Origin of the sequence: Vibrio sp. F13, assembly GCF_020806305.2 — a bacterium.
GTDB classification, from domain to species: domain Bacteria; phylum Pseudomonadota; class Gammaproteobacteria; order Enterobacterales; family Vibrionaceae; genus Vibrio; species Vibrio crassostreae_C.
In genome coordinates this window covers 1677838-1702804 of record NZ_CP170175.1, presented here as the reverse complement: position 1 = coordinate 1702804, position 24967 = coordinate 1677838, and the positions used below count along the sequence as shown (strand labels likewise).

The 24967-nt window shown below is 45.9% G+C and carries 18 protein-coding genes and 5 tRNA genes; 16 read left to right on the top strand and 7 right to left on the bottom strand.

Going from position 1 to position 24967, the window contains the following annotated elements; genetic code table 11:
- Positions 1–11: 11 nt before the first annotated feature.
- Both LMH68_RS07745 and LMH68_RS07740 read right to left on the bottom strand, forming a co-directional pair.
- Positions 12–1118 (bottom strand): efflux RND transporter periplasmic adaptor subunit, encoded by a 1107-nt coding sequence (locus tag LMH68_RS07745; protein ID WP_061033076.1) that lies wholly within the window; start codon positions 1116–1118, stop codon positions 12–14.
- Between the two features lie 18 nt (positions 1119–1136).
- Positions 1137–1718, bottom strand: a complete 582-nt coding sequence (locus LMH68_RS07740; RefSeq protein ID WP_017061961.1) for a TetR/AcrR family transcriptional regulator — start codon at positions 1716–1718, stop codon at positions 1137–1139.
- 180 nt (positions 1719–1898) lie between these two features.
- Between LMH68_RS07740 and rep the strand changes: the two genes are divergently transcribed.
- Entirely contained in the window at positions 1899–3917 is a 2019-nt protein-coding gene (gene rep, locus LMH68_RS07735; protein ID WP_229648035.1) for a DNA helicase Rep, read from the top strand.
- 96 nt (positions 3918–4013) lie between these two features.
- On the opposite strand, the gene LMH68_RS07730 is transcribed toward rep, so the two are convergent.
- Positions 4014–4427: a c-type cytochrome gene (locus LMH68_RS07730; RefSeq protein WP_009848079.1), complete on the bottom strand. Its 414-nt coding sequence runs from the start codon at positions 4425–4427 to the stop codon at positions 4014–4016.
- Between the two features lie 298 nt (positions 4428–4725).
- On the opposite strand from LMH68_RS07730, the gene LMH68_RS07725 reads away from it, so the two are divergent.
- The 11 genes from LMH68_RS07725 (at position 4726) to LMH68_RS07675 (ending at position 14274) form a co-directional block, all read left to right on the top strand.
- A tRNA-Arg gene (locus LMH68_RS07725) sits at positions 4726–4802 on the top strand.
- A gap of 48 nt (positions 4803–4850) precedes the next feature.
- A tRNA-His gene (locus LMH68_RS07720) sits at positions 4851–4926 on the top strand.
- A 77-nt stretch (positions 4927–5003) separates the two neighbouring features.
- Positions 5004–5080, top strand: a tRNA-Pro gene (locus LMH68_RS07715).
- A gap of 44 nt (positions 5081–5124) precedes the next feature.
- Positions 5125–5200 (top strand) — tRNA-His (locus tag LMH68_RS07710).
- A gap of 55 nt (positions 5201–5255) precedes the next feature.
- A tRNA-Pro gene (locus LMH68_RS07705) sits at positions 5256–5332 on the top strand.
- Between the two features lie 891 nt (positions 5333–6223).
- Positions 6224–7951 carry a dipeptide ABC transporter ATP-binding protein gene (locus LMH68_RS07700; protein ID WP_017060132.1) on the top strand — a complete coding sequence of 576 codons (1728 nt, stop codon included), beginning with the start codon at positions 6224–6226 and terminating at the stop codon, positions 7949–7951.
- Positions 7952–8043: 92 nt separating this feature from the next.
- A complete protein-coding gene (locus LMH68_RS07695) occupies positions 8044–9597 on the top strand; it encodes an ABC transporter substrate-binding protein (RefSeq protein ID WP_017631993.1) in 1554 nt (517 codons plus the stop codon).
- Positions 9598–9775: 178 nt separating this feature from the next.
- The gene (locus LMH68_RS07690; protein ID WP_008218600.1) at positions 9776–10753 is read left to right on the top strand and encodes an ABC transporter permease; all 978 of its coding nucleotides are present in this window, start codon (positions 9776–9778) and stop codon (positions 10751–10753) included.
- Between the two features lie 2 nt (positions 10754–10755).
- Positions 10756–11694, top strand: coding sequence for an ABC transporter permease (locus tag LMH68_RS07685; protein WP_017060135.1), 939 nt, complete (start codon positions 10756–10758; stop codon positions 11692–11694).
- Positions 11695–11881: 187 nt separating this feature from the next.
- Positions 11882–12844: an SPOR domain-containing protein gene (locus LMH68_RS07680; protein ID WP_029235875.1), complete on the top strand. Its 963-nt coding sequence runs from the start codon at positions 11882–11884 to the stop codon at positions 12842–12844.
- A 188-nt stretch (positions 12845–13032) separates the two neighbouring features.
- Positions 13033–14274, top strand: a complete 1242-nt coding sequence (locus LMH68_RS07675; RefSeq protein ID WP_017060137.1) for an NADH:ubiquinone reductase (Na(+)-transporting) subunit B — start codon at positions 13033–13035, stop codon at positions 14272–14274.
- Between the two features lie 76 nt (positions 14275–14350).
- On the opposite strand, the gene LMH68_RS07670 is transcribed toward LMH68_RS07675, so the two are convergent.
- The 3 genes from LMH68_RS07670 to LMH68_RS07660 all read right to left on the bottom strand — a co-directional run bounded on the left by LMH68_RS07670 (position 14351) and on the right by LMH68_RS07660 (position 17117).
- Positions 14351–14602, bottom strand: coding sequence for a DUF6482 family protein (locus tag LMH68_RS07670; protein ID WP_010433424.1), 252 nt, complete (start codon positions 14600–14602; stop codon positions 14351–14353).
- Between the two features lie 131 nt (positions 14603–14733).
- Positions 14734–16089, bottom strand: coding sequence for a glutathione-disulfide reductase (gorA, locus tag LMH68_RS07665; RefSeq protein WP_017070093.1), 1356 nt, complete (start codon positions 16087–16089; stop codon positions 14734–14736).
- Between the two features lie 188 nt (positions 16090–16277).
- Complete coding sequence (locus tag LMH68_RS07660) at positions 16278–17117, bottom strand: 23S rRNA (adenine(2030)-N(6))-methyltransferase RlmJ (protein ID WP_017060143.1); 840 nt, start codon at positions 17115–17117, stop codon at positions 16278–16280.
- A 279-nt stretch (positions 17118–17396) separates the two neighbouring features.
- Here LMH68_RS07660 and prlC point away from each other — a divergent pair, with 279 nt between their 5' ends.
- Complete coding sequence (gene prlC, locus LMH68_RS07655) at positions 17397–19439, top strand: oligopeptidase A (RefSeq protein WP_017071475.1); 2043 nt, start codon at positions 17397–17399, stop codon at positions 19437–19439.
- A gap of 91 nt (positions 19440–19530) precedes the next feature.
- On the opposite strand, the gene asnC is transcribed toward prlC, so the two are convergent.
- Entirely contained in the window at positions 19531–19995 is a 465-nt protein-coding gene (gene asnC / locus LMH68_RS07650) for a transcriptional regulator AsnC (RefSeq protein ID WP_008218581.1), read from the bottom strand.
- 126 nt (positions 19996–20121) lie between these two features.
- Between asnC and LMH68_RS07645 the strand changes: the two genes are divergently transcribed.
- From LMH68_RS07645 to LMH68_RS07635, 3 genes are all read left to right on the top strand, one after another.
- Positions 20122–23244: an EAL domain-containing protein gene (locus LMH68_RS07645; protein ID WP_229648037.1), complete on the top strand. Its 3123-nt coding sequence runs from the start codon at positions 20122–20124 to the stop codon at positions 23242–23244.
- A gap of 112 nt (positions 23245–23356) precedes the next feature.
- The gene (locus tag LMH68_RS07640; protein ID WP_229648034.1) at positions 23357–24136 is read left to right on the top strand and encodes a class I SAM-dependent methyltransferase; all 780 of its coding nucleotides are present in this window, start codon (positions 23357–23359) and stop codon (positions 24134–24136) included.
- A 141-nt stretch (positions 24137–24277) separates the two neighbouring features.
- Positions 24278–24868 carry a hypothetical protein gene (locus tag LMH68_RS07635; RefSeq protein ID WP_017060147.1) on the top strand — a complete coding sequence of 197 codons (591 nt, stop codon included), beginning with the start codon at positions 24278–24280 and terminating at the stop codon, positions 24866–24868.
- The last annotated feature ends 99 nt before the right edge of the window (positions 24869–24967 follow it).

Genomic DNA, 24967 nt, shown 5'->3' with positions numbered 1-24967 from the left:
TGTGCCTCCGGTTACAGCATAGGTGTTTCAGATGGTGGTGTGATTGCATCACTTTCCACAACCTTAACTTTGGCACCGTTACTTAGACGTACTTGGCCAGAAGTCACAACGGTATCGCCCGCTTTCACACCTTCAAGGATGTGTGCGATATCAGCAGTACGTTCACCTACTTTTACAACATGTTGAGTAACGCGTTGAACGCCGTCTTCTTCAGTTAGGATGTAAACATTGTCGCCGTATAGAGTGAAAGTAATCGCTGTTTGAGGCAGAGTTACTTGGTTCTCTAATTTAGGCAGAATGATGTTAGCGCGAGCGAACATACCGCTACGAAGCTTACCATCATTGTTTGGAATGTCTGCTTGAACTTGAATAAGACCACTTTGCACGCTTACTGCAGGTTCAATTGCGCTGATAGAGCCCTCAAATGGGATTTCAGGGTAAGCGTCAACGAAGATATCAACTGCTTGACCCACACTGATGCGAGAGATGTCAGTTTGAGAAACCGTGAAGCGTAGGCGCATAACACTGGTGTCTTCTAGACGAACAATATCAGTACCTGATTGTAAGTATTGGCCTAGGTAAACATTGCGGATACCAACGGTACCATCGAATGGTGCGCGAATTTCGCGACGATCGATAGACGCTTTTAGACTTTCAATATCAGCTGAAAGAGAGAAGTAGTTAGCTTCTGCTTCATCGTAAGCTTCTTTAGAGATAGAGCCTTTCTTGAATAGACCCTGGTAACGCTTGTACTTAGCTTTTGCTGCAGGTAAGCGAGCTTCAGAACTCTTAAGGTTCGCTTTCTCTACGTCTGAATCAAGGCGAACGAGTAGTTGATCGCTCTTAACTTCAGTACCTGACTCAAAAGAAATTTGGTCGATTACACCGCTAGTTTCGTTTGCTAGCGTGACACCTTGGTTTGGTTCAATGAAGCCGATAGCTTCAATCACCGGAACCCAATCAATCGGCTGAACTTCAGTAACCGTTACTGGAAACTCTGGTTCAGGGCGGTTGGCCATATACTCAGCAATTTTTTGTTGTTTGAACATGTTAAACCCAATAACGCTGCCGAAAAGTAGTACAGCGATGAGTAACATGAAGAAAGTCCACTTTTTCATTATGGTCAAAACTCCAATCTAGTGTTTAATTATTGCGTCCCAACTGGCTTCGATTGCAGATTCTAGTTCTGCCTCATCAAGTTGGTAAAATCCTAAAGAATGCTTGCGTGCTAGAGAAACACTAGCCGCCAAGCTCAATCCACCTAATACTTCATTGTTAAGTGGTTTAAACAATCCTTGTTCTTTCCCCTCATTAAATAGCAGCTCAACTTGGGCAAACATTTTACGTTCTAGTTCCCTGAAGTTTAGGCTATTTGTGATGGGTAGAGAGTCATACTGAACCCGATTTTTTATTGCGGCTAAATTCGTTCCTGCTAAGTTCCATATGTTCAACCACATAGTACGGTAGCGTTGTTTAATTGGATCCGAATCATTAACCCCTTGTTGAACAGCATCAGCTACTCTTTGAGTCACGAGCATTCGAACATCTTCTATCAAATGCTCTTTATCATCGAAGTAGCGATAGATAGTGCCTGCAGCCACTCCCGCTTCTTTGGCTAATTTTTGCATTGAAAGGCCTTGGAAACCGACCTCTGCAATTAGCTTTTCAGCTGCAGAAAGTATTTGCTGGCGTTTATCCCGAGGTGCATGAGTTGTCATATTTCAACCACCAATGAATGAACGTTCATTCATTGTAGCCTAATAACCACACACATGTGCAACAAAGTTTTACATACTCAGCGTAAAAATCTTGTATAAGAGAACGTAGCATTCGTGCTGTTGCAGCATTATTATAGGCGCGCAATTGAATTCGCCCCTCTAGACCAAACTGAGAATCAAATGAAACTGAACCCAAGACAAGATGAAGCCGTGAAATATGTTTCGGGCCCCTGCTTAGTATTAGCGGGCGCTGGATCCGGTAAAACACGTGTTATCACGAATAAGATCGCTTACTTGGTTCAAGAGTGTGGCTATAAGGCGCGTAATATTGCAGCGGTAACCTTTACCAATAAAGCGGCACGTGAGATGAAAGAGCGTGTTGGACAAACTCTGGGTAAAGGGGAAGCGAAAGGACTGATTGTTTCGACGTTTCACACCATGGGCCTAACTATTATTCGTCGCGAGTACAAAGCACTGGGCTTAAAAGCTGGCTTCTCTCTGTTTGATGACCAAGACCAGTTAGCTCTGTTAAAAGAGCTAACAGAGAGACAGATCGATGGCGATAAAGATTTATTGCGTGCATTGATGAGTGCGATTTCGAATTGGAAGAATGACATGCTGACGCCAGATCAGGCGAAAGCACGTGCTCAAGGCGAACAAGAGCAGTTGTTTGCATTCTGTTTTGAGATGTACCAGAAACAGATGAAGGCATACAACGCACTCGATTTTGATGATCTGATCGCGATGCCTGTATTACTACTGAAAACCAATCAAGAGGTGCGTGAGCGCTGGCAGTCGCGTATCCGCTATTTACTGGTCGATGAATACCAAGATACCAACACCAGCCAATATGAGTTGGTTCGTTTACTGGTGGGAGAGCGTGGTCGCTTGACGGTAGTAGGTGACGATGACCAATCTATCTATTCATGGCGTGGTGCAAAACCGCAAAACTTGGTGTTGCTGGGTGAGGACTATCCAAATCTTCGCTTGATCAAACTCGAGCAAAACTATCGCTCAACCAGCCGAATATTACGTGCGGCGAACATCTTGATCGCCAACAACCCACACGTTTATGAAAAGTCACTATTCTCAGAGATCCCAGACGGTGAAAAGCTCAAGGTACTGAATGCTAAGAATGAAGAGCATGAAGCAGAGCGTATTACCGGCGAGATCATCGCCCACAAGTTTTTGAACCGTACTGAATACAAAGATTACGCAGTGCTTTACCGTGGTAACCACCAATCACGCTTGATTGAAAAAGCGCTGATGCAGAACCGTGTGCCTTACAAGATCTCTGGCGGTACCTCTTTCTTCGCGAGAGCCGAGATTAAAGACATCATGGCTTACCTGCGTGTGTTGGTGAACCCTGATGATGACAACGCCTTCCTACGTATTGTAAACACACCGCGCCGAGAGATTGGTCCGGTGACGCTTGAGAAGTTAGGCAGCTACGCCAATATGCGTGGCAAGAGCTTGTTTGAAGCCAGCTTTGAGATGGGCTTGGAACAAACGCTGACTGGTCGAGGTTTAGAAAACTTGCGTCGATTCACTGATTGGATTGTTCGTATCTCGGATAACGCTGAACGTGGTAACACTGTGGATGCGGTTCGTGCGTTGGTTCGTGATATTAACTACGAAGATTGGTTATATGAAACCTCAGCAAGCCCGAAAGCCGCAGAGATGCGAATGAAGAACGTCTCTGACCTGTATAGCTGGATCGTGGCTGACCTCGAGGGTGACAATTACGATAAAGAAGAGAAAACACTTCGTGAGGTTGTTCAACGCTTAACACTGCGTGATATGATGGAGCGTGGTGAAGATGATGACGATGCAGACCAAGTTCAACTAATGACACTGCACGCATCGAAAGGTCTAGAGTTCCCATATGTATTCCTTATGGGTACTGAAGAGGGCATCTTGCCGCATCAAACCAGTGTTGATGAAGGTAACGTAGAGGAAGAGCGTCGCCTTATGTATGTGGGTATTACCCGAGCTCAGAAAGAGCTGACCTTTACTAAGTGTCGTGAACGTCGTCAGTATGGCGAGTTGATTAAGCCAACACAAAGCCGCTTCTTAGATGAGTTACCACATGATGATGTGGAGTGGGAAAGCGTGAAGAAGCCACAGTCCGCTGAAGAGCGAATGGAGAAAGGGCAGGCGCACATTGCTAACATTCGTGCGATGTTCAATAAGAAGTAATGTTCTGATTGATTAGCACTATATAGAAGACAATAAAAAAGGTGACCTGTTGGTCACCTTTTTTGAATTTGGCATTTTTAATTACAGATTGGTAAATTACAGACCAGCAATCATGTGCTCGATAGCATCTTTGATTTCATCGTCTGAACAGTCCATACATGAACCTTTCGCTGGCATTGCGTTGAAGCCGTTGATTGCGTGGTCAGCTAGGATATCGCGACCTTGAGCAATACGAGGACCCCAATCGCCAGCATCACCTGTTTTAGGTGCGCCACTTACGCCAGATGCGTGACAAGCGATACAAAAGGTACCGTAAACTGCTGCGCCATCACGAGGGCCTGTTGGTTCTGCGGCTACTGGCTCACTGCCGACAAGGTATACTTGGCCAACTGGTTTGATGCGCTCAGCAATTGCATCTTGCTCTGCTTCGCTTAGGCCTGAAGCCATTGCACCAGTTGAAAAGGTTAGAACTGCGATGACAACGCTTAAAATTCGACGAGACATATCCATTAAACTCACTTTACATTCCCAAGGTAAGTACATGCTTACCAATTTATAGTGTTGGAGGGGTGTTTTGGCTTTAAGCAGTAAAGAGCAACTGTTAAACCAATGTAAATAATGGGTGATTATATCCCGATAAGTTGTTGCAATAAACAACAACTTATAAGCTGTGGCGGGTTGTAGTACTCAAATAAGGGGTTTATCACATATTAACTGTCGAAAAAGAGACCAAACAGAAAAAAAAGTTAAAAAAGTACTAGACGGCATTGGGTGATATACGTATTATTCCACTCCGCCGACAGGGCATGCGCCTGTAGCTCAGCTGGATAGAGCGTTGGCCTCCGGAGCCAAAGGCCGAAGGTTCGAATCCTTTCAGGCGCGCCATCCGGTCTCTTACTTCGGTAAGTGAGAAATTGGCAAAAAGAAATAATGGTGGCTATAGCTCAGTTGGTAGAGCCCTGGATTGTGATTCCGGTGGTCGCGAGTTCGAATCTCGTTAGCCACCCCATTCTTTCTTTACAAAATATCGGTAGCTTCGGCTTCCAGTGTTGATTCATTATTCCCAAGAGTTGATACAAAACTAGTCGGTGAATAGCGCAGCTTGGTAGCGCATCTGGTTTGGGACCAGAGGGTCGGGGGTTCGAATCCCTCTTCACCGACCACTATTTCAATAATCGCTTTTAAGCGGTTATATAAAAAATTAGTGGTGGCTATAGCTCAGTTGGTAGAGCCCTGGATTGTGATTCCGGTGGTCGCGAGTTCGAATCTCGTTAGCCACCCCATTAATTTTGGTAGCTTCTTTGAAGTTCCCAGTTTGAGAAATCAAACGAAACGTCTCGGTGAATAGCGCAGCTTGGTAGCGCATCTGGTTTGGGACCAGAGGGTCGGGGGTTCGAATCCCTCTTCACCGACCACCTTAAGAAGCCCTAGTCGAAAGACTAGGGCTTTTTTACATCTGAAACTTAGATAACTTGAACAGAGTGGGGTTCGCCTGATGTTCAAAGAATGTCTCTTCACTGATCACTTAAGAAGCCTCAACTAGCCGTCCGCGTCAGAAATGACGGGGCTTCTTACATCTATCTCCCCTTCTTATATAAGACAGATTCCTAACGATCTGCTTGATAATGGTGCTGCTACAGAGTTGCTTTCTTTATCAAATGTACACTTCTATATCTAATTTTATATAAATGGAGTGCTCAATAATTCGACATATTAATGGGTTTGGTCTAAAGACTTTTATGAAAAGTGAAACCTGACCCTAAATTTGCTCACTAAGGCCTGAATTTGACAGCTTTGTACGCATTTGGTCGTTCAAAAACTCCTCTGATTTATTAGGCCTTTCGTTTGTCTGTTTTGTATTTACCAAAATAATACAGATGGTTAAATGTATGGCTAATTAACGTTTATCTGGTTGTTTTATTTGTTCAAATTAACAAAATTAGCGCTTGTTTCTATAGTGTTAATTGTTTTTTTGGAATAATTATTTGTTTTTAGTGACTGGTAGTGAGATCTGCTTTGAAGCACGGCTTTAACTCTACAAGTAAGTAGTGGTAAGGAGTTTGTGAGTATTTCTTGCCGATAATATAATGTTGATTTTTCTTACTATATGCTCTTTTGGTGAATAGTTATGTGGCACTTTTGCTTGCTAAGCGTTTAATGTCGACTTTTTATCCTATTTTTGTTGCTTTTCTGTGAATTATTTGCCAAATTGTCAACCGTATAAAATATCAGAACAATATTCTGGTAAGAATGGATTCAATTTTGCAGACAGGGCAGAAAGCTGCCAAAGCAGTAGAGGTCTGGTAATGTCACTTTTAGAAGTAAAAAATCTTCGTATCGAATACCCATCTCGTCATGGAGTTCACGCCGCAGTTAAATCACTTTCGTTCAACATTGAACGTGGTGAGATTGTTGGTGTTGTAGGCGAGTCTGGTGCAGGTAAATCAACAGTAGGTAATGCTGTGATCGATTTGCTGAGCCCTCCTGGCCGCATTGCTAGCGGCGAGGTATTTCTGGATGGCGAAAAAGTCTCTGGTTTATCTCCTGAACAGATGCGTTCTGTTCGCGGCTCAAAGATTGGTTTTATCTTCCAAGACCCAATGACTTCTCTTAACCCTCTATTCACAGTAGAACAGCAGTTAAAAGAGACGATTCATGCCAACATGAAGGTTTCGGATCAAGAAGCCTACCAGCGCTCATTAGACTTGATGAACCAAGTGGGTATCCCACAACCAGAAAACCGTTTAAAGCAGTACCCTCACCAATTCTCTGGCGGTATGCGTCAGCGTGTGGTTATCGCGATCGCATTGGCAGGTGAACCTGACCTAATCATCGCAGATGAACCAACAACAGCACTGGATGTTTCTATCCAAGACCAGATCTTGGGTTTGATTCGCGACCTATGTATTAAGAAGAACGTAGGTTGCATGTTGGTCACGCACGACATGGGCGTGGTATCTAACGTTACCGACCGCGTAGCCGTTATGTATCGTGGTGACTTAGTTGAGTTTGGCCCAACAGCGAAAGTTCTGGGTACTCCTGAGCACCCATATACACACAGTCTTATCTCTGCGGTTCCTCGTTCGGATCGCAAACTCGATCGTTTCCCTCTTGTTAGCTACATCGAAGAAGCACAAGAGATGGAACCATTGGATGTGAAGAACCACTGGTTAGGTCAAAGCCAAGATCACCGTGATTACACTGGCCCTCTGTTGAACGTTGAGAACGTAAACTTACGCTTTACTACCAAAGATTCTTTCTTTGAGAGCCGTCGTGAGTACGTTCAAGCATCAAACAACGTGAGCTTTGAAGTGCATGAAGGTGAGACGTTTGGTTTAGTAGGTGAATCAGGTTCAGGTAAATCAACGATTGCTCGTGTGATTGCTGGCTTGTACGCACCAAACTCAGGCAAGGTAACGTTTGAAGGCGTTGATCTTACTGGTCTGAAATCTGAAAAAGAACGTCGCCCTATGCGTCGTCAAATGCAGATGGTTTTCCAAAACCCTTACACATCAATGAACCCTCGAATGAAGATATTCGACATCATTGCTGAACCTATCCGATTCCATAAGCTTACTCGCAACGAAAATGAAACTCGTCAGATCGTGAACGACCTGCTAGAGCACGTGGGTTTAGGCAAAATGGCTGGGGTGAAGTACCCACACGAATTCTCAGGTGGTCAACGTCAGCGTATTTCTATCGCTCGCGCTTTGGCGACTCGCCCACGTCTTTTGATTTGTGATGAACCAACATCGGCACTGGACGTGTCGGTACAGGCTCAGATTCTTAACCTACTAAAAGACTTACAAGACGAGCTAAACCTAACCATGCTGTTCATCAGTCACGATCTACCGGTTATTCGCCAAATGTGTGACCGTGTTGGTGTGATGCAGATGGGGACATTATTGGAGGTTGCGCCAACGGAGCAGCTGTTCCAATCACCTCAGCATGAATACAGCAAACAACTGATTTCTTTAATGCCTGAATTTACAGGCTTAAGAGAAGAAAAAGCAGTGGCACAAGCCGCGGTATAAAAATCAGCAGGCTGGATTAGCTTGCTAACAACAATAAACAGACGCAAATACAACAACTAGGGATCTGGATTCCCGCATGAAGGAGTTATGCAATGAAAACCATGAAAAGCAAATTAGCAGTAGCTTTAATGGCAGCTGGCCTAAGCTTTAGTGCAGCAGCAGCAGATATTACCGTTGGCTACGCAGCTGACCCAGTATCACTTGACCCGCACGAGCAGCTGTCTGGTGGCACACTGCAAATGTCTCACATGGTGTTTGACCCTCTAGTACGTTTCACTCAAGAGATGGATTTTGAAGGCCGCCTAGCATCTAGCTGGGAGCGTGTTGATGAAACGACTTTCCGCTTCAACCTACGTAAAGGTGTGAAATTCCACTCTGGTAACGAACTGACTGCTGATGATGTTGTGTGGACTTTTGAACGTCTACAAGCTTCTCCAGACTTTAAGTCTATCTTCACGCCATACGAAAAAATGGTAAAAGTGGATGACTACACAGTTGAGCTAGTATCAAAAGCGGCTTACCCACTAGTACTACAAACAGCAACTTACATCTTCCCAATGGACAGCAAGTTCTACTCTGGCCAAACAGCGGAAGGTAAAGACAAGTCTGAGCTAGTTAAGCACGGTAACTCGTTTGCTTCGACTAACGTTTCAGGTACTGGTCCATTTATCGTAACGCAGCGTGAGCAAGGCGTTAAAGTAACGTTCGAGCGTTTCAACGATTACTGGGACACAGAAACTGAAGGCAACGTAGACAAGCTAACACTTGTGCCAATCAAAGAAGACGCGACACGTGTTGCAGCACTTCTTTCTGGCGACGTTGATATGATTCACCCAGTAGCACCAAACGATCACAAGCGTGTTAAAAACGCTAAGAACATCGATCTAGTGACGCTACCTGGTACTCGTATAATCACGTTCCAAATGAACCAAAACAGCAACGAAGCACTTAAAGATGTTCGCGTTCGTCAGGCGATTGTTCACGCAATCAACAACGAAGGTATCGTTAAGAAGATCATGAAAGGCTTCGCAACAGCCGCTGGTCAGCAAAGCCCAACAGGCTACGCGGGTCACAACGAAGACCTAGTTCCTCGTTACGATCTGAAAAAAGCGAAAGAGCTGATGAAAGAAGCGGGCTACGAAGATGGCTTTACGCTAACTATGATGGCACCAAACAACCGTTACGTGAACGATGCGAAAGTAGCGCAAGCGTCTGCGGCAATGCTATCTAAGATTGGTATCAAAGTTGATCTTAAGACTATGCCTAAAGCACAGTACTGGCCTGAGTTTGACCTATGTTCAGCAGATATGATGATGATCGGCTGGCACTCAGATACAGAAGATTCAGCTAACTTCAACGAGTTCCTAACTATGACTCGTAACGAAGAAACTGGCCGTGGTCAATACAACTGTTCTGGTTACTCAAACCCAGAAATGGATGCGATCGTAGAAGCTTCTAACACTGAAACTGACCCAGTTAAGCGTTCTGAAATGCTGAAAGGCGTTGAAGCAACACTTTACAACGACGCAGCATTCGTACCGCTACACTGGCAAAGTGAAGCGTGGGGCGCGAAGTCTAATGTAGGTGCAGCAGACGTAGTAAACCCAATGGTTATGCCTTACTTCGGCGACCTAGTTGTAAAATAATCTAGCTTGCTAGAATCGAGAGCCTGAAGCTTTTCAGGCTCTCAAATTATTAAGAAATAGATTTAAGTTTCGGTATTTGGTCTTCCTTCAGTCTGGCTAAATACCTTTTTTAAGACTGAATTTTGTTATCTAGTCGCGGATTTCGACTAGATAGTCATGGATAGATAAGGGGCAAGGAATGGTTACGTTTCTGGTCAAGCGCCTGTTTCAGGCACTGATAGTGATGTTTGTGATCAGTTTGGTGGCGTTTGCCATTCAGGATAACCTGGGCGACCCGTTGCGTGAGTTAGTCGGTCAATCTGTTTCAGAATCGGAGCGTCAAGCGCTGCGTGATGAACTCGGCTTAAATGATCCCTTCATTACAAAATACACTCGCTTTGTGGGCGCAGCTCTACAAGGTGATCTTGGTACTTCATATTTCTTTAAACGCCCTGCTGTGGACGTAATCTTAGATAAACTAGTCGCAACGCTTGAGCTTGTGTTCGGCGCTTCTCTGATCATTGTTTGTCTGTCGATTCCACTTGGCGTTTATTCTGCAATACACCCAAAAAGCTTCTTCACTAAACTGGTGATGGCGGGCAGTAGTATCGGCATTTCTGTGCCTGTTTTCTTAACCGCAATCATGTTGATGTATGTATTTTCTATTGAGTTAGGTTGGCTGCCGTCGTTTGGACGTGGTGAGACCGCAAACTGGTTTGGCTGGGAGTCTGGTTTCTTAACGATAGATGGCCTTGCACACTTAGTGCTGCCGAGTATTGCTCTAGCATCTATCATGCTGCCTCTGTTCATTCGTCTAGTACGCTCTGAAATGCTAGAGGTTCTTAGCTCTGAATATATCAAGTTTGGTAAAGCAAAAGGCCTAGCGCTGAACAAGATTTACTACCAACACGCTTTGAAAAACACAATGCTGCCAGTACTAACGGTAGGCGGTGTTCAAATCGGTACTATGGTGGCTTACACCATTCTTACTGAAACTGTATTCCAGTGGCCGGGTACCGGCTTCCTATTCCTTGAAGCGATTAACCGAGTGGATACACCACTGATTACCGCATACGTTATCTTCGTTGGCCTGATCTTCGTAGTAACTAACACCATTGTTGACTTGCTATACGGCATCATTAACCCAACAGTGAACATCACAGGGAAAGGAGCATAATCATGGAACAAACAACAACAGCTCCATCTCGTTGGGAGCGATTCAAGCAGTCAGACATTCTGTACTACTTCTTACGTGACAAAGTGGCAATGGTGAGCTTCGCTATCTTTGCAGCTTTCCTTGTTATGGCATTAGCGGCACCTATTCTAGCGCCAACAGACCCGTATGACGTGACGTCTATCGACATCATGGATTCTGAGTTGCCACCATCTTGGATGGAAGACGGCGAAGAACGCTTCCTACTGGGTACTGATGAGCAGGGTCGTGACATCTTATCTACGATGCTTTACGGCTCGCGTCTGTCATTGACGATCGGTTTCCTAGCGGTAGGTCTTCAGCTGACTCTCGGTATCATCATTGGCTTGTCTGCAGGTTACTTCGGTGGTCGTATTGATAGCTTCCTGATGCGTTTTGCCGATGTTCAGCTTTCGTTCTCAACCATGATGGTTGCGATCATTGTCTCGGCCATCTTTAAGGCGAGTTTCGGTAGTGACTTCTACGCGCAATATGCGGTTGTTATGCTGGTGGTGATCATCGGTATTGCTGAATGGCCGCAGTATGCTCGTACGATTCGTGCATCGGTATTGGCAGAGAAGAAGAAAGAGTACGTAGAAGCGGCACGTGTGATGGGCTTTAGAGCACCTCGCATCATGTTCCGCCATATTCTGCCTAACTGTTTATCACCGATTTTGGTTATCTCTACGGTACAGGTGGCAAATGCCATCATGTCAGAAGCGGCACTTTCTTTCCTAGGTTTAGGTCTTCCGGTAGACCAACCATCACTCGGTGCCCTGATCAGTACTGGTTTTAACTACATTTTCTCAGGAGCATGGTGGATCACAGCATTCCCAGGTGTGCTTTTGGTAACATTGGTTCTCGTTATTAACCTATTAGGCGACTGGTTACGTGACGTGTTTAACCCGAAAATTTATAAAGGGTGATAGCCCGGTTTGATTTTTAGTAAAAAAAGTCACTAAATTAAGAGCCGTAAGCAATTACGGCTCTTTTTTTGCTTAATGGATCTGGAACTTAGTATTATTGACAGTGTCAATAATAGTTAAAATGGAATTCATGTTTTATCGACATAGATTCGGTAATAATTAGCCCGCAAGGGTTTAAGTGGTGGTTATGAAATTGACAATGAATGCTGTATGTCGTGCTGTGACGAGAAATTATCGTATGGGACTTATCGCTGCATCTCTTTTGGTATCGAGCCAAGTGAATGCAGAGTCGGTTCTATGTGATGCAACTCAGGCAAGCACCAACCAATTACCACAGCTAGAGCAATCATGTCCGATCGGTAAGGGCGTGTGGGGCAGTAAAGCACCAAAACGTCATTCAGATAACGAACTGTTTTGGGTTCAATGTGGCCTGCTGAACAAGCCTTTGTCACTGAGCCGAGCAAAGCCTCTGTATGAGAAGATCTCGACCAACGTTTGGATGAAGCCGGAAGGCGGAGACTACCGTTGCTTAATCGGACCTTATTCTACCTTCTCTGATGCGAGAAAAGACCTAGCTCAGGTGCGTAAGGTTTCTGGTTACGGTGAAGCCTTTATTCGTATGGTCGATAAGTCGAAAACCTCATCACAGCCTATTGTGGCAAAACCAGCAGAGCCAAAAGCGGTGACGCACAAGGCTCCTGCAAAAGTAGAAGCTAAGCCTGCACCGAAACCTGTGGCTACTAAGCAAGTGGCGGCGGTAGCGAGCGCTGCAGCAATTCAGACGCTACCAAGCGGTAACGCGAGTTCAGACAATGATCTAGAGATCGAGATTCGCGTGAAAGCAGACATTGCGGGTAGCCAATATGCTATTCCTTACCTTCTAGATCATCAACAACAGTTCTACATGGAGCAAGGTAAGCCTTGGAGCCGCCTAGATTACGATAGCGCTGAATTGGTGTGTAATCAGGTCAACATGAAGCTGATGAGTGAGAAGCAATGGCAAAGCATCTTGAGCTCAAAGGTTATGGAAAAACAGAACTGGCCAATGCATCTCCCTTATTGGGGCGCAGATAAGAAAGGTCTGTTTACCAACGGTAACGTCAACCAGTTGAAAGGTTCTTCATTGCTTAATGTGATGTGCGTTAAGTAACGACGACCGTTACCAAACCAAATAAGCCTCAGCCATTGCTGGGGCTTTGTTGTTTATACGCCTCTCTTTTTCGACATCGGTTCGACTTTTAGACACTCGTTCTTCAAGACGAATTTGATTAAAAATTGTTCAAATAGCGCGGCTGATGCGTAGAAAACCATAACTCAAGCAATAAGGTGATTGAGATTATGAGTTTAAAAAAACGATTAGAAGACGTGGCTCCACGCTTTGAAGCCGGTGGTAAGTACGAAAAGCTCTACCCAGTGTATGAAGCTTTCGCGACAATATTCTATACACCCGGAAACGTAAACCGCGGCATAACCCATGTTCGTGACAGCATTGACCTAAAGCGCATTATGATTTTGGTGTGGTTGGCGACCTTCCCGGCAATGTTCTGGGGAATGTATAACGTCGGACACCAAAGCGTTCTCGCACTCACATCCAGTTATCAATTAAATGAACTTGCCTCGGTTATCGAGAGTAGCTGGCGTCTGTCGTGGGCATTTGGTGATGCGCAGTCATTGATGGCAAGTGGCTGGGCAAGTCAGATGTTGCTTGGTGCACTCTATTTCCTACCCGTTTATGCCACGGTGTTTGTAGTAGGTGGCGTCTGGGAGGTACTGTTTGCTGTCGTTCGTAAGCACGAAGTTAATGAAGGTTTTTTTGTTAGCTCTGTGCTGTTTGCACTCATCCTCCCGCCAACCATCCCGCTTTGGCAAGCCGCGTTAGGTATCACCTTTGGTATTGTTGTCGCCAAAGAGTTATTCGGCGGCACAGGGCGAAATTTCCTTAACCCAGCCCTTGCAGGACGCGCGTTCCTTTACTTTGCCTATCCCGCCAACATGTCCGGTGGGTTGGTATGGGTTGCTGCTGACGGCTATTCAGGCGCGACCCCACTGAGCCAATGGTATGAGGGGGGCAGCCCGTCACTAATCAATAATATGACTGGCGAGGCGATCACCTGGATGGATGCCTTTATCGGTAATATTCCAGGTTCGATGGGTGAGGTGTCGTCACTGCTTATCATGCTGACGGGGTTGATTTTGATTGTGATGAAGATAGCGTCTTGGCGCATTGTCGCCGGTGTGATTGTTGGGCTTGTGGCGACCTCGAGTTTACTGAACTGGATAGGGTCGGATACTAACTCGATGTTTTCGATGCCGTTTTACTGGCACTTTGTGTTGGGTGGTGTAGCGTTTGGTACCTTCTTCATGGCGACAGACCCAGTATCTGCCGCGTTTACCAATCAGAGTAAATGGGCCTATGGGATTTTGATCGGCGTGATGACGGTCGGCATCCGAGTGCTCAATCCTGCTTATCCAGAGGGCATTATGCTCGCTATCTTGTTTGCTAACTTGTTCGCACCATTGTTCGACTTTGTTGTGAAAGAGCAAAATATCAAGCGAAGACAAAAACGCACAGCTCGATAAGAAATATGACCCAAAAGAAAAAGGCTTGCACTAGTACAAGCCTTTCTATTTTTATCACGATTGATTTGAATTTGATTCAACTCCATTTCAAATCAATCTCGAATGGTTGGGTATTACCACAATGCTCACCACACATCTCGTCGTAGGCACTGTTGTGAACCAACATTGCCGATGCTACGCCTCGATCGCTAAAGTGGTCGCGCGCTTGGTTAACACTTAAAAACTTCATTGGGTGCTGTTGGTCGTCTTTGATTAACTGCTTTTGCTCGCCAATAATTTGGTAAGCCAAGTAGATCCCGCCTTCAAATGATTCAATTAGTAGATTCATCACAAACTCCGTTGCTGTTCTAGATAGGTCAGTATCTGTGTTACGTGGAGTTGAGGGGTAAGGTTCAAGAGTGGACATAAAAAAAGCAGGCACAAGGCCTGCTTTTAAGAGATATCAACAAATAGTGTTGATTATCTCATCGTTACGAACTCTTCGCTGCCCGTTGGGTGAATCGCCACAACAGAGTCGAAGTCTGCTTTGGTTGCGCCCATCTTCATTGCAACGCCGAAGCCTTGAATCATCTCATCAACCGTGAAACCGATGCCGTGTAGGCCAACGACAGTCTCTTCTTCGCCAGCACATACTAGCTTCATCTTACAAGGTTGACGGTGCTTGGTTACTGCTGTGTACATCGCAGTGAAGCCAGATGTGTAAACCTTGATGTTGTCTTTGCCGTACTTCTCTTCAGCTTCTTGAGTCGTTAGACCAATCGTGCCGATAGGTGGGTGGCTGAATACAACAGTAGGAACTAGGTTGTAGTCCATTTTCGCGTTAGTTTGACCGTTGAATAGACGCTCAGAAAGCTGACGACCTGCTTTAACCGCTACAGGAGTTAGCTCGATACCGCCTTCCATGATGTCGCCAACACAGTAGATGCCAGGAACGTTAGTCGCTTGGAACTCGTCTACCTTGATGTAGCCACGATCGTTCGTCTCAACGCCAGTTGATGCTAGGTTGATAGCGTCAGTTGCTGGATGGCGACCGATAGCCCAGATTAGGTGGTCAACGTTTTGAGTGTTGCCGTTCTCTAGGTGTAGAGTTAGTGTGCCATCCGCTTCTTTCACAACTTCTTTAGGCACTGAGTGCGTGTGAAGTGTTGGACCTTCTGCTTCCATTACTTCTACTAGCGTTTCGATGATCATTGGATCGAAGCTACGTAGTGGAGATTCTTTACGACAGAACAAGTGTGTTTCTGTGCCTAGTGCGCTTAGTACACCTGCGATCTCAACTGCGATGTAGCCAGCACCGATAACCGCAACGCGTTTTGGTTGCTCCATTAGGTCGAAGAAGCCATTTGAGTCGATGCCGTATTCTGCACCTGGGATGTTTGGAATTGTTGGACGACCACCTACCGCGATCAGGATGTGATCTGCTGTGTAGTGTTCACCGTTCACTTCAACTGTCTTTTCATCAACGAACTTAGCAAAGCCTTTGATTACGTTTACTTTGTTGTTACCTAGTACGCGGTCGTAAGATTGGTGGATACGACCAATGTACGCTTGGCGGTTTTCAATCAGCTTGCTCCAGTTAAAGCTTTTTACTTCAACGTCGAAGCCGTAGTCCTCAGAGTATAGGTTGATTGCTTCAGCGACTTGAGCGCCGTGCCACATTACCTTTTTAGGAACACAACCAACGTTTACACAAGTACCACCAAGGTCTTGAGCTTCGATAAGTGCAACTTTTGCACCGTGCATAGCTGCGCGGTTAGCCGATGCGATGCCGCCTGAACCGCCACCGATACAGATGTAATCAAAATGAGTCGCCATTACTTTCTCCATTTATTGAAGGTTGTAGTCACAGTGAGAGCACTGGATACCTACGTCCTATAGATTCTTAAATTGTCTAATTATTATATTGAGGGCAGATCGGTTGAACTCAATCTCCCTGTTTAAAATTTATTCGTGTACGTCACAATCTGCTTAATATTTGTCAGAGCATGACGTTAAGTTCGAGATTACTCGGGTACGATCCACTCTACTTTGAAGTGACCGGTCGCCGGCGCAATTGCTTCCTTCAAGAATGGAAGAATCTCTTTCATTTGGCTTTCTAGCTTCCAAGGCGGGTTAATCACGATCATGCCTGATGCCGTCATGCCACGCTCGTTGGTGTCTGGTGATACGCCAAGTTCGATTTGTAGAATCTTGTTGATGCCTAAGCCTTCGAGACCTTCGATCATATCTTCGATATCACAGCGATTTACTACCGGGTACCAAATTGCGTAGATACCGGTTGCCCAGCGCTTGTGGCTTTGAGCGATTGCAGTCACGACATCACGATACTCTTTTGCAAGCTCGTAAGGTGGGTCGATCAGTACTAAACCACGACGTTCTTTTGGTGGCAGGCTGCCCTTTAAGCGCTTAAAACCATCTTCTTTGTAGATAGATACCTGACGATCACGGTGGAACTCTTGCTCAAGCAGCGGGTGATCGGCTGGGTGAAGCTCAGTCAGTACCATGCGGTCTTGGTCACGCAGGTGTGCACGTGCAACACGTGGAGAACCTGGGTAGTAACGCAGTTTCTCGCCATTATTGAGAATGGAAATAGACTCAAGGTAGCTTTGAATGTCTTCAGGAAGGTCTGTTTGCTCCCACACACGAGCAATACCTTGCTTGTATTCACCGGTTTTTTCAGACCATTCATGCGTTAAGTCGTAACGACCTACACCAGAGTGAGTGTCATGATAAACAAAAGGCTTATCCTTTTGTTTCAAAGAATTAAGAATAAGGCTCTGTACGATATGCTTTACTACGTCGGCATGGTTACCTGCGTGGAAGCTGTGGCGATAACTTAACAAATTAAACTCTCGTAACACTCTCGAATTAGAGTGTGGTTAGTGTAGGTGGGGTTAATCAGACTATTATAACCCTCAATGGACCATAAATTCTCGAACAATTCAGGGACAGTCGTCAGCTATCTGCAGTTAGTTATTGGTTCTACTATTGAAATTTGCCTTTATGGGCACTATTTAATAACTATTCGCAGGTGATTTTTTAGGGCGAACTTTAGCCTGATGACTGTAAGACGACCTCATTACAAAAAAGACGAAAGTCTCTAAAGCCAAAGGAATGTTTATATGTCTAATCCGCTATTAACCTTCACGGACTTACCTCCGTTTTCACAGATCAAGCCAGAGCACGTAAAGCCTGCAGTTGAGCAAGTGATTGAAGCGTGTCGCAACAAGATAGAACAAGTACTTGAAGGTAATACTTCACCAAGCTGGGACAACCTAGTTGCTCCAATTGAAGAAGTGGATGATCGTTTAGGTCGCATTTGGTCACCTGTAAGCCATATGAACTCTGTCGTGAACAGTGACGAACTGCGTGAAGCGTATGAGAGCTGCTTACCTGTGCTATCTGAATACGGCACTTGGGTTGGCCAACACAAAGGCTTGTTCGAAGCGTATAAAGCGATCAAGGCGAGTGAAGCATTCTCTGCACTGAACCGAGCTCAACAAAAAACTATTACCGACGCACTGCGCGACTTTGAATTGTCGGGCATTGGCTTACCCGCTGACGAGCAGCACCGTTATGGTGAGATCAGCAAGCGCCAGTCTGAGTTAGGCTCTCAATTCTCAAATAACGTGCTTGATGCAACCATGGGTTGGAGCAAGCAGATCACAGACGTAGCTGAGCTGGCAGGTATGCCTGAATCAGCACTGGCGGCAGCTCAAGCGGCGGCTGAGTCTAAAGAGCAAGAAGGCTACCTACTGACTTTAGATATCCCATCATACCTACCTGTGATGACCTACTGTGATAACCAAGAACTGCGTAAAGAGCTTTATGAAGCGTACGTAACGCGCGCTTCAGATCGCGGTCCAAACGCAGGTAAGTGGGACAACACTGAGATCATCACCGAGCAACTTAAGCTGCGCCACGAGATCGCGCGCATGCTTGGTTTCAGTACTTACAGCGAAAAATCACTGTCGACTAAGATGGCAGAAACGCCAGACCAAGTGCTTGGCTTCCTAAACGACCTAGCAGTAAAAGCCAAACCGCAAGGTGAGCGAGAAGTTGAAGAGCTACGCCAGTTTGCTGAGAAAGAATTTGGTGTCTCTGAGCTAAACCTGTGGGACATCGCTTACTACAGTGAGAAACAAAAACAGAAACTGTTCGAGATCTCTGATGAAGAGCTTCGTCCTTACTTCCCAGAATCTAATGTGGTTTCAGGTCTGTTTGAGGTACTGAACCGCGTGTTTGGTATGTCGGTAACAGAGCGTCAAGGCGTAGACACTTGGCATGAGTCAGTGCGTTTCTTTGATATCTTTGATGCGACTGGAACACTGCGTGGTAGCTTCTACCTAGATCTATACGCACGTGAACACAAACGTGGTGGCGCTTGGATGGATGACTGTCGTGGTCGTCGTATTACCGAATCTGGCGAGCTACAGACCCCGGTTGCTTACCTAACGTGTAACTTCAATAAGCCAGTTGGTGATAAGCCAGCACTGTTTACTCACGATGAAGTGGTGACCTTGTTCCACGAATTCGGTCACGGTATCCACCACATGCTGACGCAAGTAGAAGCGGGCGCAGTTGCGGGTATCAATGGCGTGCCTTGGGATGCGGTTGAATTACCAAGTCAGTTCCTAGAAAACTGGTGTTGGGAAGAAGAAGCGCTGTCGTTCATCTCTGGTCACTTCGAAACGGGTGAAGCGCTACCAAAAGAGATGCTAGAGAAGATGCTAGCGGCGAAGAACTTCCAATCTGCGATGTTTATCCTGCGTCAGCTAGAGCTTGGTTTGTTCGATTTCACGCTACACACAGAATACGACCCTGAAGTGGGTGCTCGCGTACTAGAAACGCTAGCGGATGTTAAGTCTAAGGTGTCGGTACTGCCAAGCCTAGATTGGAACCGTTTCTCACACAGCTTTGGTCATATCTTTGCTGGTGGTTACAGCGCGGGCTACTACAGCTACCTGTGGGCAGAAGTGCTATCGGCAGATGCGTTCTCAGCATTTGAAGAAGAGGGTATCTTCAACACTGAAACGGGTAATCGCTTCCTGAACAACATCCTTGAAATGGGTGGCAGTGAAGAGCCAATGGAGCTGTTCAAACGCTTCCGTGGTCGTGAGCCACAAATCGACGCAATGCTGCGCCACGCGGGAATCAACGCATAATCACGGTAACTATCTAGTTTATTGCGAAAAGAGCCTCTAGTTAGAGGCTCTTTTTTTGTCTGTGCGTTATGCCAAGCAAGGCGAATCAATGTTATGGATTCACATTGCGGTTGATAGGGTTCTGCAATGAAATCAGTGTCTCTGTCGACTGAACTTCATCGATCGCTTGCAGCTTATCGATCAATACAAACTGCAGCTCTTCTATCGACTTACACATCAGCTTTACAAAGATATTGTAAGCACCAGTGGTGTAGTACGCCTCAACCACTTCGTCTAAGGCATTCAGCTTAGCGATCGCCGAGTGGTAATCTTTGGCAGCATTAAGGTTGATGCCAATAAAGCAACACACGTCGTAACCCAGTTTTTTGGTGTTTACCACAACTTCCGTTCGCTCGATAATGTCTGCCGATCTCATCTTTTCGATGCGAACGTGAATCGTCGCAGGGCTGACATCGAACTGCTTTGCCATTTCAGCGTAAGGAGTTCGTGCATCTTCCATCAAGGTTTTGAGAATGGCACGGTCTAGATCATCTAGACGAGCTGTGGTTGTGGACATGCATAATCCTTAGGTTGAATGAAAAACATACCGGCTTGAGTACACATCATAGCCAAGGGTGATAATATTAGCAGTAACTATAGGGTTAGGGTGAATTCAGTGCGATTTTCGTTATTTTTTATTGTGATGTGTTGGAGTGTTTTTGCTTCAGCTCAGGCAAAAGATGTGTTGGTTATTCACTCTTATCATCAAGGCTTTTTCTGGACAGATGATTTCCATAAAGGACTATCTGATGAGCTCGATCGCGATGGGTTATCTTACCGGGTTGTTTATCTCGATACCAAGCGAACTCAAAACGCTGAATACTTAGAGCGAATTTATCAGCTATACCGCACTAAGCTGTCGCATGAAGAGTTTGCCGCTGTAGTCGTCAGTGATAATAACGCCCTCAATCTGATGAAACGCTTAGCGCCCGAACTCAATGGCACGCCCGTTATTTTTGGTGGCATCAACAATTTTTCTCCGCAAATGATTGAAGGCTTGCACGCAACCGGTATCACTGAAGATATTGATATGGCGAGCAATATTGAGCTGATCAATCGACTTCAATCGACGGTTAAAAAAGTTTACGTGGTTACCGATCACTCGGTAACGGGTGAAGCTATTCGCGCTCAAGTGGATTTATTTCTACAAAAACGCCCTGAGTTTTCTGGGATGGTGGAGCAATATACGCCTGATTCTTATCAAGAACTGATGACGTTCGCGCAACGCGCTGATCTAACTAAAAGCTTGTTGTTCTGGGCCTACTACCGCGACATCAATGGTCGGGTCAGCAGCAAAGAAGACTGGCGTCAGCTCAACAAAAAAACTCAGATGCCATTGTATATTGTGCATGATTTAGGACTTGGGTTTGGTGCCATTGGTGGCGTGATCCACAGTGGAGAAACGCAAGGTCGAGACACGGGGCGCGTGCTGTTGAGCGTGCTGAACAATCCTAAGGCTCCATTGCCATTGGTGGTTGCTGGCGCGCCAGAAATCAAACTCGATTACCAACAGATCTCACGTTGGGATTTGGGTGCAGAGAATGAAGCCTCAGTAACCTTCCTCAATAAGCCGAAGTCATTCTTAATGCGCTATCGCGATGAAATTCGCACCATCGGTTTAATGTTCTTGAGCATGTCGTGTGTTATCGCGGTGTTGGTGTATTACCTTAACCGTCTGAAGAAGAGCGAACGTGCAAGTCGCCAAAGCCAACGACTGTTGGAGTCGATATTTCATCAGAGCCTGCAATTTATGGGCATCATTGATAAGGGTGGCGTGCTGCTGTCGAGTAACAGCAAGTTACATGAGCTGCTTTATAATCAAGGCTATAAACTGGGAACGCCGCTGCAACAACACCAACATTGGGAAAGTTCTGCGCGAGAAGTGCTAGCCGAATATTTCATCGCAAAAAGTGAGCACCCAGCCTTACGATTTGAAGCCGAGGTGTGGTGTCGAGATCGCGGTGCGATGGTGTTGGATATTTCATTGAAGCCGATGCCGGGCAGTGAAGACGAAGACATTCAGTTTCTCTTTGAGGCGCGCGACGTGACCTCACGTAAGCTTGCTGAGAATAAGCTGTTCCAACGTGAAGCAAACTTGAAGCTGTATTACGACAAACAGCCGGTGATGATGATTACGCTCGATGGCAATAATCGCATTCAACAAGTGAACCAGTTTGCCGAAGAGCTTTTGGGATACCCTCTCGATCAGTTGTTGGGCCATCGCCCTAGAGAATTCTATGTTGATGAGAACGCGATGATTCCTCGTCATATCTTGCTGCAACCTCAGCATAAGATTCGTGGTGTGTGGCGTCGTGATATCGAATATCGCCATGCCGACGGCAGCAAGAGCTGGATTCGTGAAAATATCCGCCCGTTGGTGGAGTCTGATCAGCTGTTGATTGTGGGTGAAGACATCACCGAAACGCACGAGCTTTCTGAAAAGCTAGAGTATCAGGCTCGCTATGACCTACTGACTGACACCTTTAACCGCAACCACTTTGAGCAAGAGCTGCAAAAGGCGCTGAAAGAGGTTGAGAGCCACATGCGAACTCACGCAATGTTGTTCCTAGATTTGGATCAGCTGAAAGTGCTGAACGATACCGCAGGACATGAAGCGGGTGATGCTGCGATCTTGTTTAGCGCCAAACTGCTAGAAGACGTACTGCCTTACAATGCGGTGTTAGCGCGAATGGGTGGTGATGAGTTTGCTGTGCTGATGAAAGACTGTACTGAACGAGATGCGGTGAATGTGTGTCGCAGTATTATCTCGATGATGAGTGAGAATCCATTCTTGTGGGATGATATTCGACTCAACCTGACGTGCTCTATCGGTATTCGATTGATCGACCATACAGCAGCTTCACCACAGATGGTGCACGCTCAGGCGGATGCAGCTTGTCATGCCGCTAAAGAAGAAGGTCGCAATCGCTATCATCTTTACCATCAAGATGATGAAGACCTGCGTCGTCGCCATCTTGAGATGGAGTGCGTTAACCTAGTGCATGAGGCCTTGGCTAACGATCGCTTAGAGTTGTTTGCGCAGCGAATTCTTGGCCTAGATGAAGACAGCGATAAAATGCACTTTGAAATCTTGGTCCGCATCAAGAACATCCAAGGGGAATACATCTCCCCGGGGATCTTCATGCCAGCCTCAGAGCGTTATAACATCGCGCATTTGATTGACCGCCAAGTCGTCAGTCAAACCTTGGGTTGGTTGGAGCAACGCCCTGAGGTTATTGAGGAACTGGGGATGTGTTCAATCAATCTTTCCGGTCACTCGATGGGTAACCGTGAGTTTGTCGAATTTTTGATAGATAGCCTGAGCGATTCATCGATACCGTGCCATAAGATTTGTTTAGAGATCACCGAAACAGCGGCCATGAGTAACATGAAGCAGGCGATCAAGTTCTTCACTCGAATCAAAGAGCTTGGCTGCATGATTGCATTGGATGATTTTGGCTCAGGGCTATCGTCATTTGGCTATCTGAAAAAGCTGCCTGTCGATATTGTGAAGATCGATGGCTTGTTTGTACGTGATATTGATGTGAATGAGATGGACCATGTGATGGTTCGCTCGATCAATGATCTTGCCAAGCAGATGGGCAAGCACACCGTGGCTGAGTTCGTTGAAAATACCCAGATTATCGACAAGCTTATCGAACTGGGTGTGAACTACGCGCAGGGCTACATCATAGGGCGACCTAAGCCACTCGCAGAGCTTGTTGAAGAGTTAAGACAAGAGCGAGAGACAGAGCCATTGGTTTAGGTAAGCCGACTTTAGCTGGGAATACTTTTCACCGCTAATATGTATTGTTGAGGCAATCAGGTAAACTGGTTGCCTCTTTTGTTTTGAATACTACTGTCTGTTGGAGACGACCTTGCAACTACAACTGATTTGCGAAGATGCTACCCAAATCGATCATTTGAATGACTTAGCGACCCGCTGGAACTTATCTCATGATGAAAGCAGTGATTTTTCTTTGGTACTGACTAGTGAGCGACTTGAGCTACGTAAAGTCGATGAGCCTAAGCTTGGCGCTATCTTTGTTGATTTAGTGGGAGGCGCTGTTGGTCACCGACGTAAGTTTGGCGGTGGTAAAGGTCAGGCGATTGCCAAAGCAGCTGGTTTAAACAAAGGCGCAACGCCAACTATTCTTGATGGTACTGCAGGCTTAGGGCGCGATGCGTTTGTGTTGGCTTCTCTAGGTTGTAAGGTGCAAATGGTCGAGCGTCACCCCGTTGTGGCCGCACTGCTTGATGATGGCTTGCAGCGAGCGCAACAAGACCCAGACATCGGTGGTTGGGTAAGTGAGCGTATGAAGCTGATTCACGCATCCAGTCACGATGCGTTGGATAAGCTCAGCAACGATCCTGACTTCGAACAGCCAGACGTGGTGTACCTCGACCCAATGTACCCACACCCAGAGAACAAAAAGAAATCGGCTTTGGTTAAAAAAGAGATGCGCGTATTCCAATCTTTGGTGGGTGCCGATCTGGATGCTGATGGTCTATTTGAGCCGGCGATGAAATTGGCATCGAAGCGAGTTGTGGTTAAAAGACCGGATTACGCTGCTTGGTTAGACGAACAAAAACCGAGCATGGCGATTGAAACCAAAAAGAACCGTTTTGACGTCTATGTGAAAGCATCAATGACTTAATTGAAGCATCAATAACTTAGATACACGCTAAGAAAATTTCCCGTCATAAATACGATAAATTGCCATTTAACACTTGCGATAGTCGCGTTACAGATGTATATCTAACTAAGAATCATTATTATTCTTAGCTGGAGTTGAAGCATGGCTAAACGCTTTTGTAAGTTAAACCGTCGAGATATCACCGAACACTTGGGCGAGATCCACAGCTTGGTGACTGAACCTAAGTTCGTGTGTCGTTCTTGCGCGCGTTCTTCGGCGGATCAAGCGAATCTATGCAAACCCACCGCAATTCCACCTCTTGGTTGTCAAAACAAACCCGTTGAAGAGAAAGTCGCATGCGGCCTGCTAGCGGAAACATTACCTGCACCAGAACTGTCGCTTGCGGAAATCAACGAGGCAATTGAACCGAGCGTACAAATGTTCGATCCAGCCGCCGCTGATATGGCCCCTGAGCTTGCCAAAAAAGAAGCCGCACAGAAAAAAGCCAAGCTGAAAAAACTGATGGCGAAGGCGAGCGGTGATGAGAAAGCTGAACTCAAACAAGCGAAGAAAGCGGCTAAGAAACAAGAGAAGTACAATAAGAAACTGGCGAAGATGATTAAGAAGCAGCAAAAGCTGTTTAAGAAAAGTCAGAAGCTGGAAAGTGAATTGGAACGAATCAACCTACAACTTGATGATGTTGCCTTCACTGAAACCAAGACTCAGGTAGTGAGCCACAATCAAATTCACTGAAGTTGATTTGAATGGTTTATTGCTACAGCGATGATTTAAAAAGAGCGACCTTAGGTCGCTCTTTTGCTTTTTGGGGTTATCCGAGCTGACTCATGTAGC

Bases quoted from the DNA above. Each gene is read 5' to 3' on its own strand.
- LMH68_RS07745 (WP_061033076.1), bottom strand. From the start codon at position 1,118: ATGAAAAAGTGGACTTTCTTCATGTTACTCATCGCTGTACTACTTTTC.
- LMH68_RS07740 (WP_017061961.1), bottom strand. From the start codon at position 1,718: ATGACAACTCATGCACCTCGGGATAAACGCCAGCAAATACTTTCTGCA.
- rep (WP_229648035.1), top strand. From the start codon at position 1,899: ATGAAACTGAACCCAAGACAAGATGAAGCCGTGAAATATGTTTCGGGC.
- LMH68_RS07730 (WP_009848079.1), bottom strand. From the start codon at position 4,427: ATGGATATGTCTCGTCGAATTTTAAGCGTTGTCATCGCAGTTCTAACC.
- LMH68_RS07700 (WP_017060132.1), top strand. From the start codon at position 6,224: ATGTCACTTTTAGAAGTAAAAAATCTTCGTATCGAATACCCATCTCGT.
- LMH68_RS07695 (WP_017631993.1), top strand. From the start codon at position 8,044: ATGAAAACCATGAAAAGCAAATTAGCAGTAGCTTTAATGGCAGCTGGC.
- LMH68_RS07690 (WP_008218600.1), top strand. From the start codon at position 9,776: ATGGTTACGTTTCTGGTCAAGCGCCTGTTTCAGGCACTGATAGTGATG.
- LMH68_RS07685 (WP_017060135.1), top strand. From the start codon at position 10,756: ATGGAACAAACAACAACAGCTCCATCTCGTTGGGAGCGATTCAAGCAG.
- LMH68_RS07680 (WP_029235875.1), top strand. From the start codon at position 11,882: ATGAAATTGACAATGAATGCTGTATGTCGTGCTGTGACGAGAAATTAT.
- LMH68_RS07675 (WP_017060137.1), top strand. From the start codon at position 13,033: ATGAGTTTAAAAAAACGATTAGAAGACGTGGCTCCACGCTTTGAAGCC.
- LMH68_RS07670 (WP_010433424.1), bottom strand. From the start codon at position 14,602: ATGAATCTACTAATTGAATCATTTGAAGGCGGGATCTACTTGGCTTAC.
- gorA (WP_017070093.1), bottom strand. From the start codon at position 16,089: ATGGCGACTCATTTTGATTACATCTGTATCGGTGGCGGTTCAGGCGGC.
- prlC (WP_017071475.1), top strand. From the start codon at position 17,397: ATGTCTAATCCGCTATTAACCTTCACGGACTTACCTCCGTTTTCACAG.
- asnC (WP_008218581.1), bottom strand. From the start codon at position 19,995: ATGTCCACAACCACAGCTCGTCTAGATGATCTAGACCGTGCCATTCTC.
- LMH68_RS07645 (WP_229648037.1), top strand. From the start codon at position 20,122: ATGTGTTGGAGTGTTTTTGCTTCAGCTCAGGCAAAAGATGTGTTGGTT.
- LMH68_RS07635 (WP_017060147.1), top strand. From the start codon at position 24,278: ATGGCTAAACGCTTTTGTAAGTTAAACCGTCGAGATATCACCGAACAC.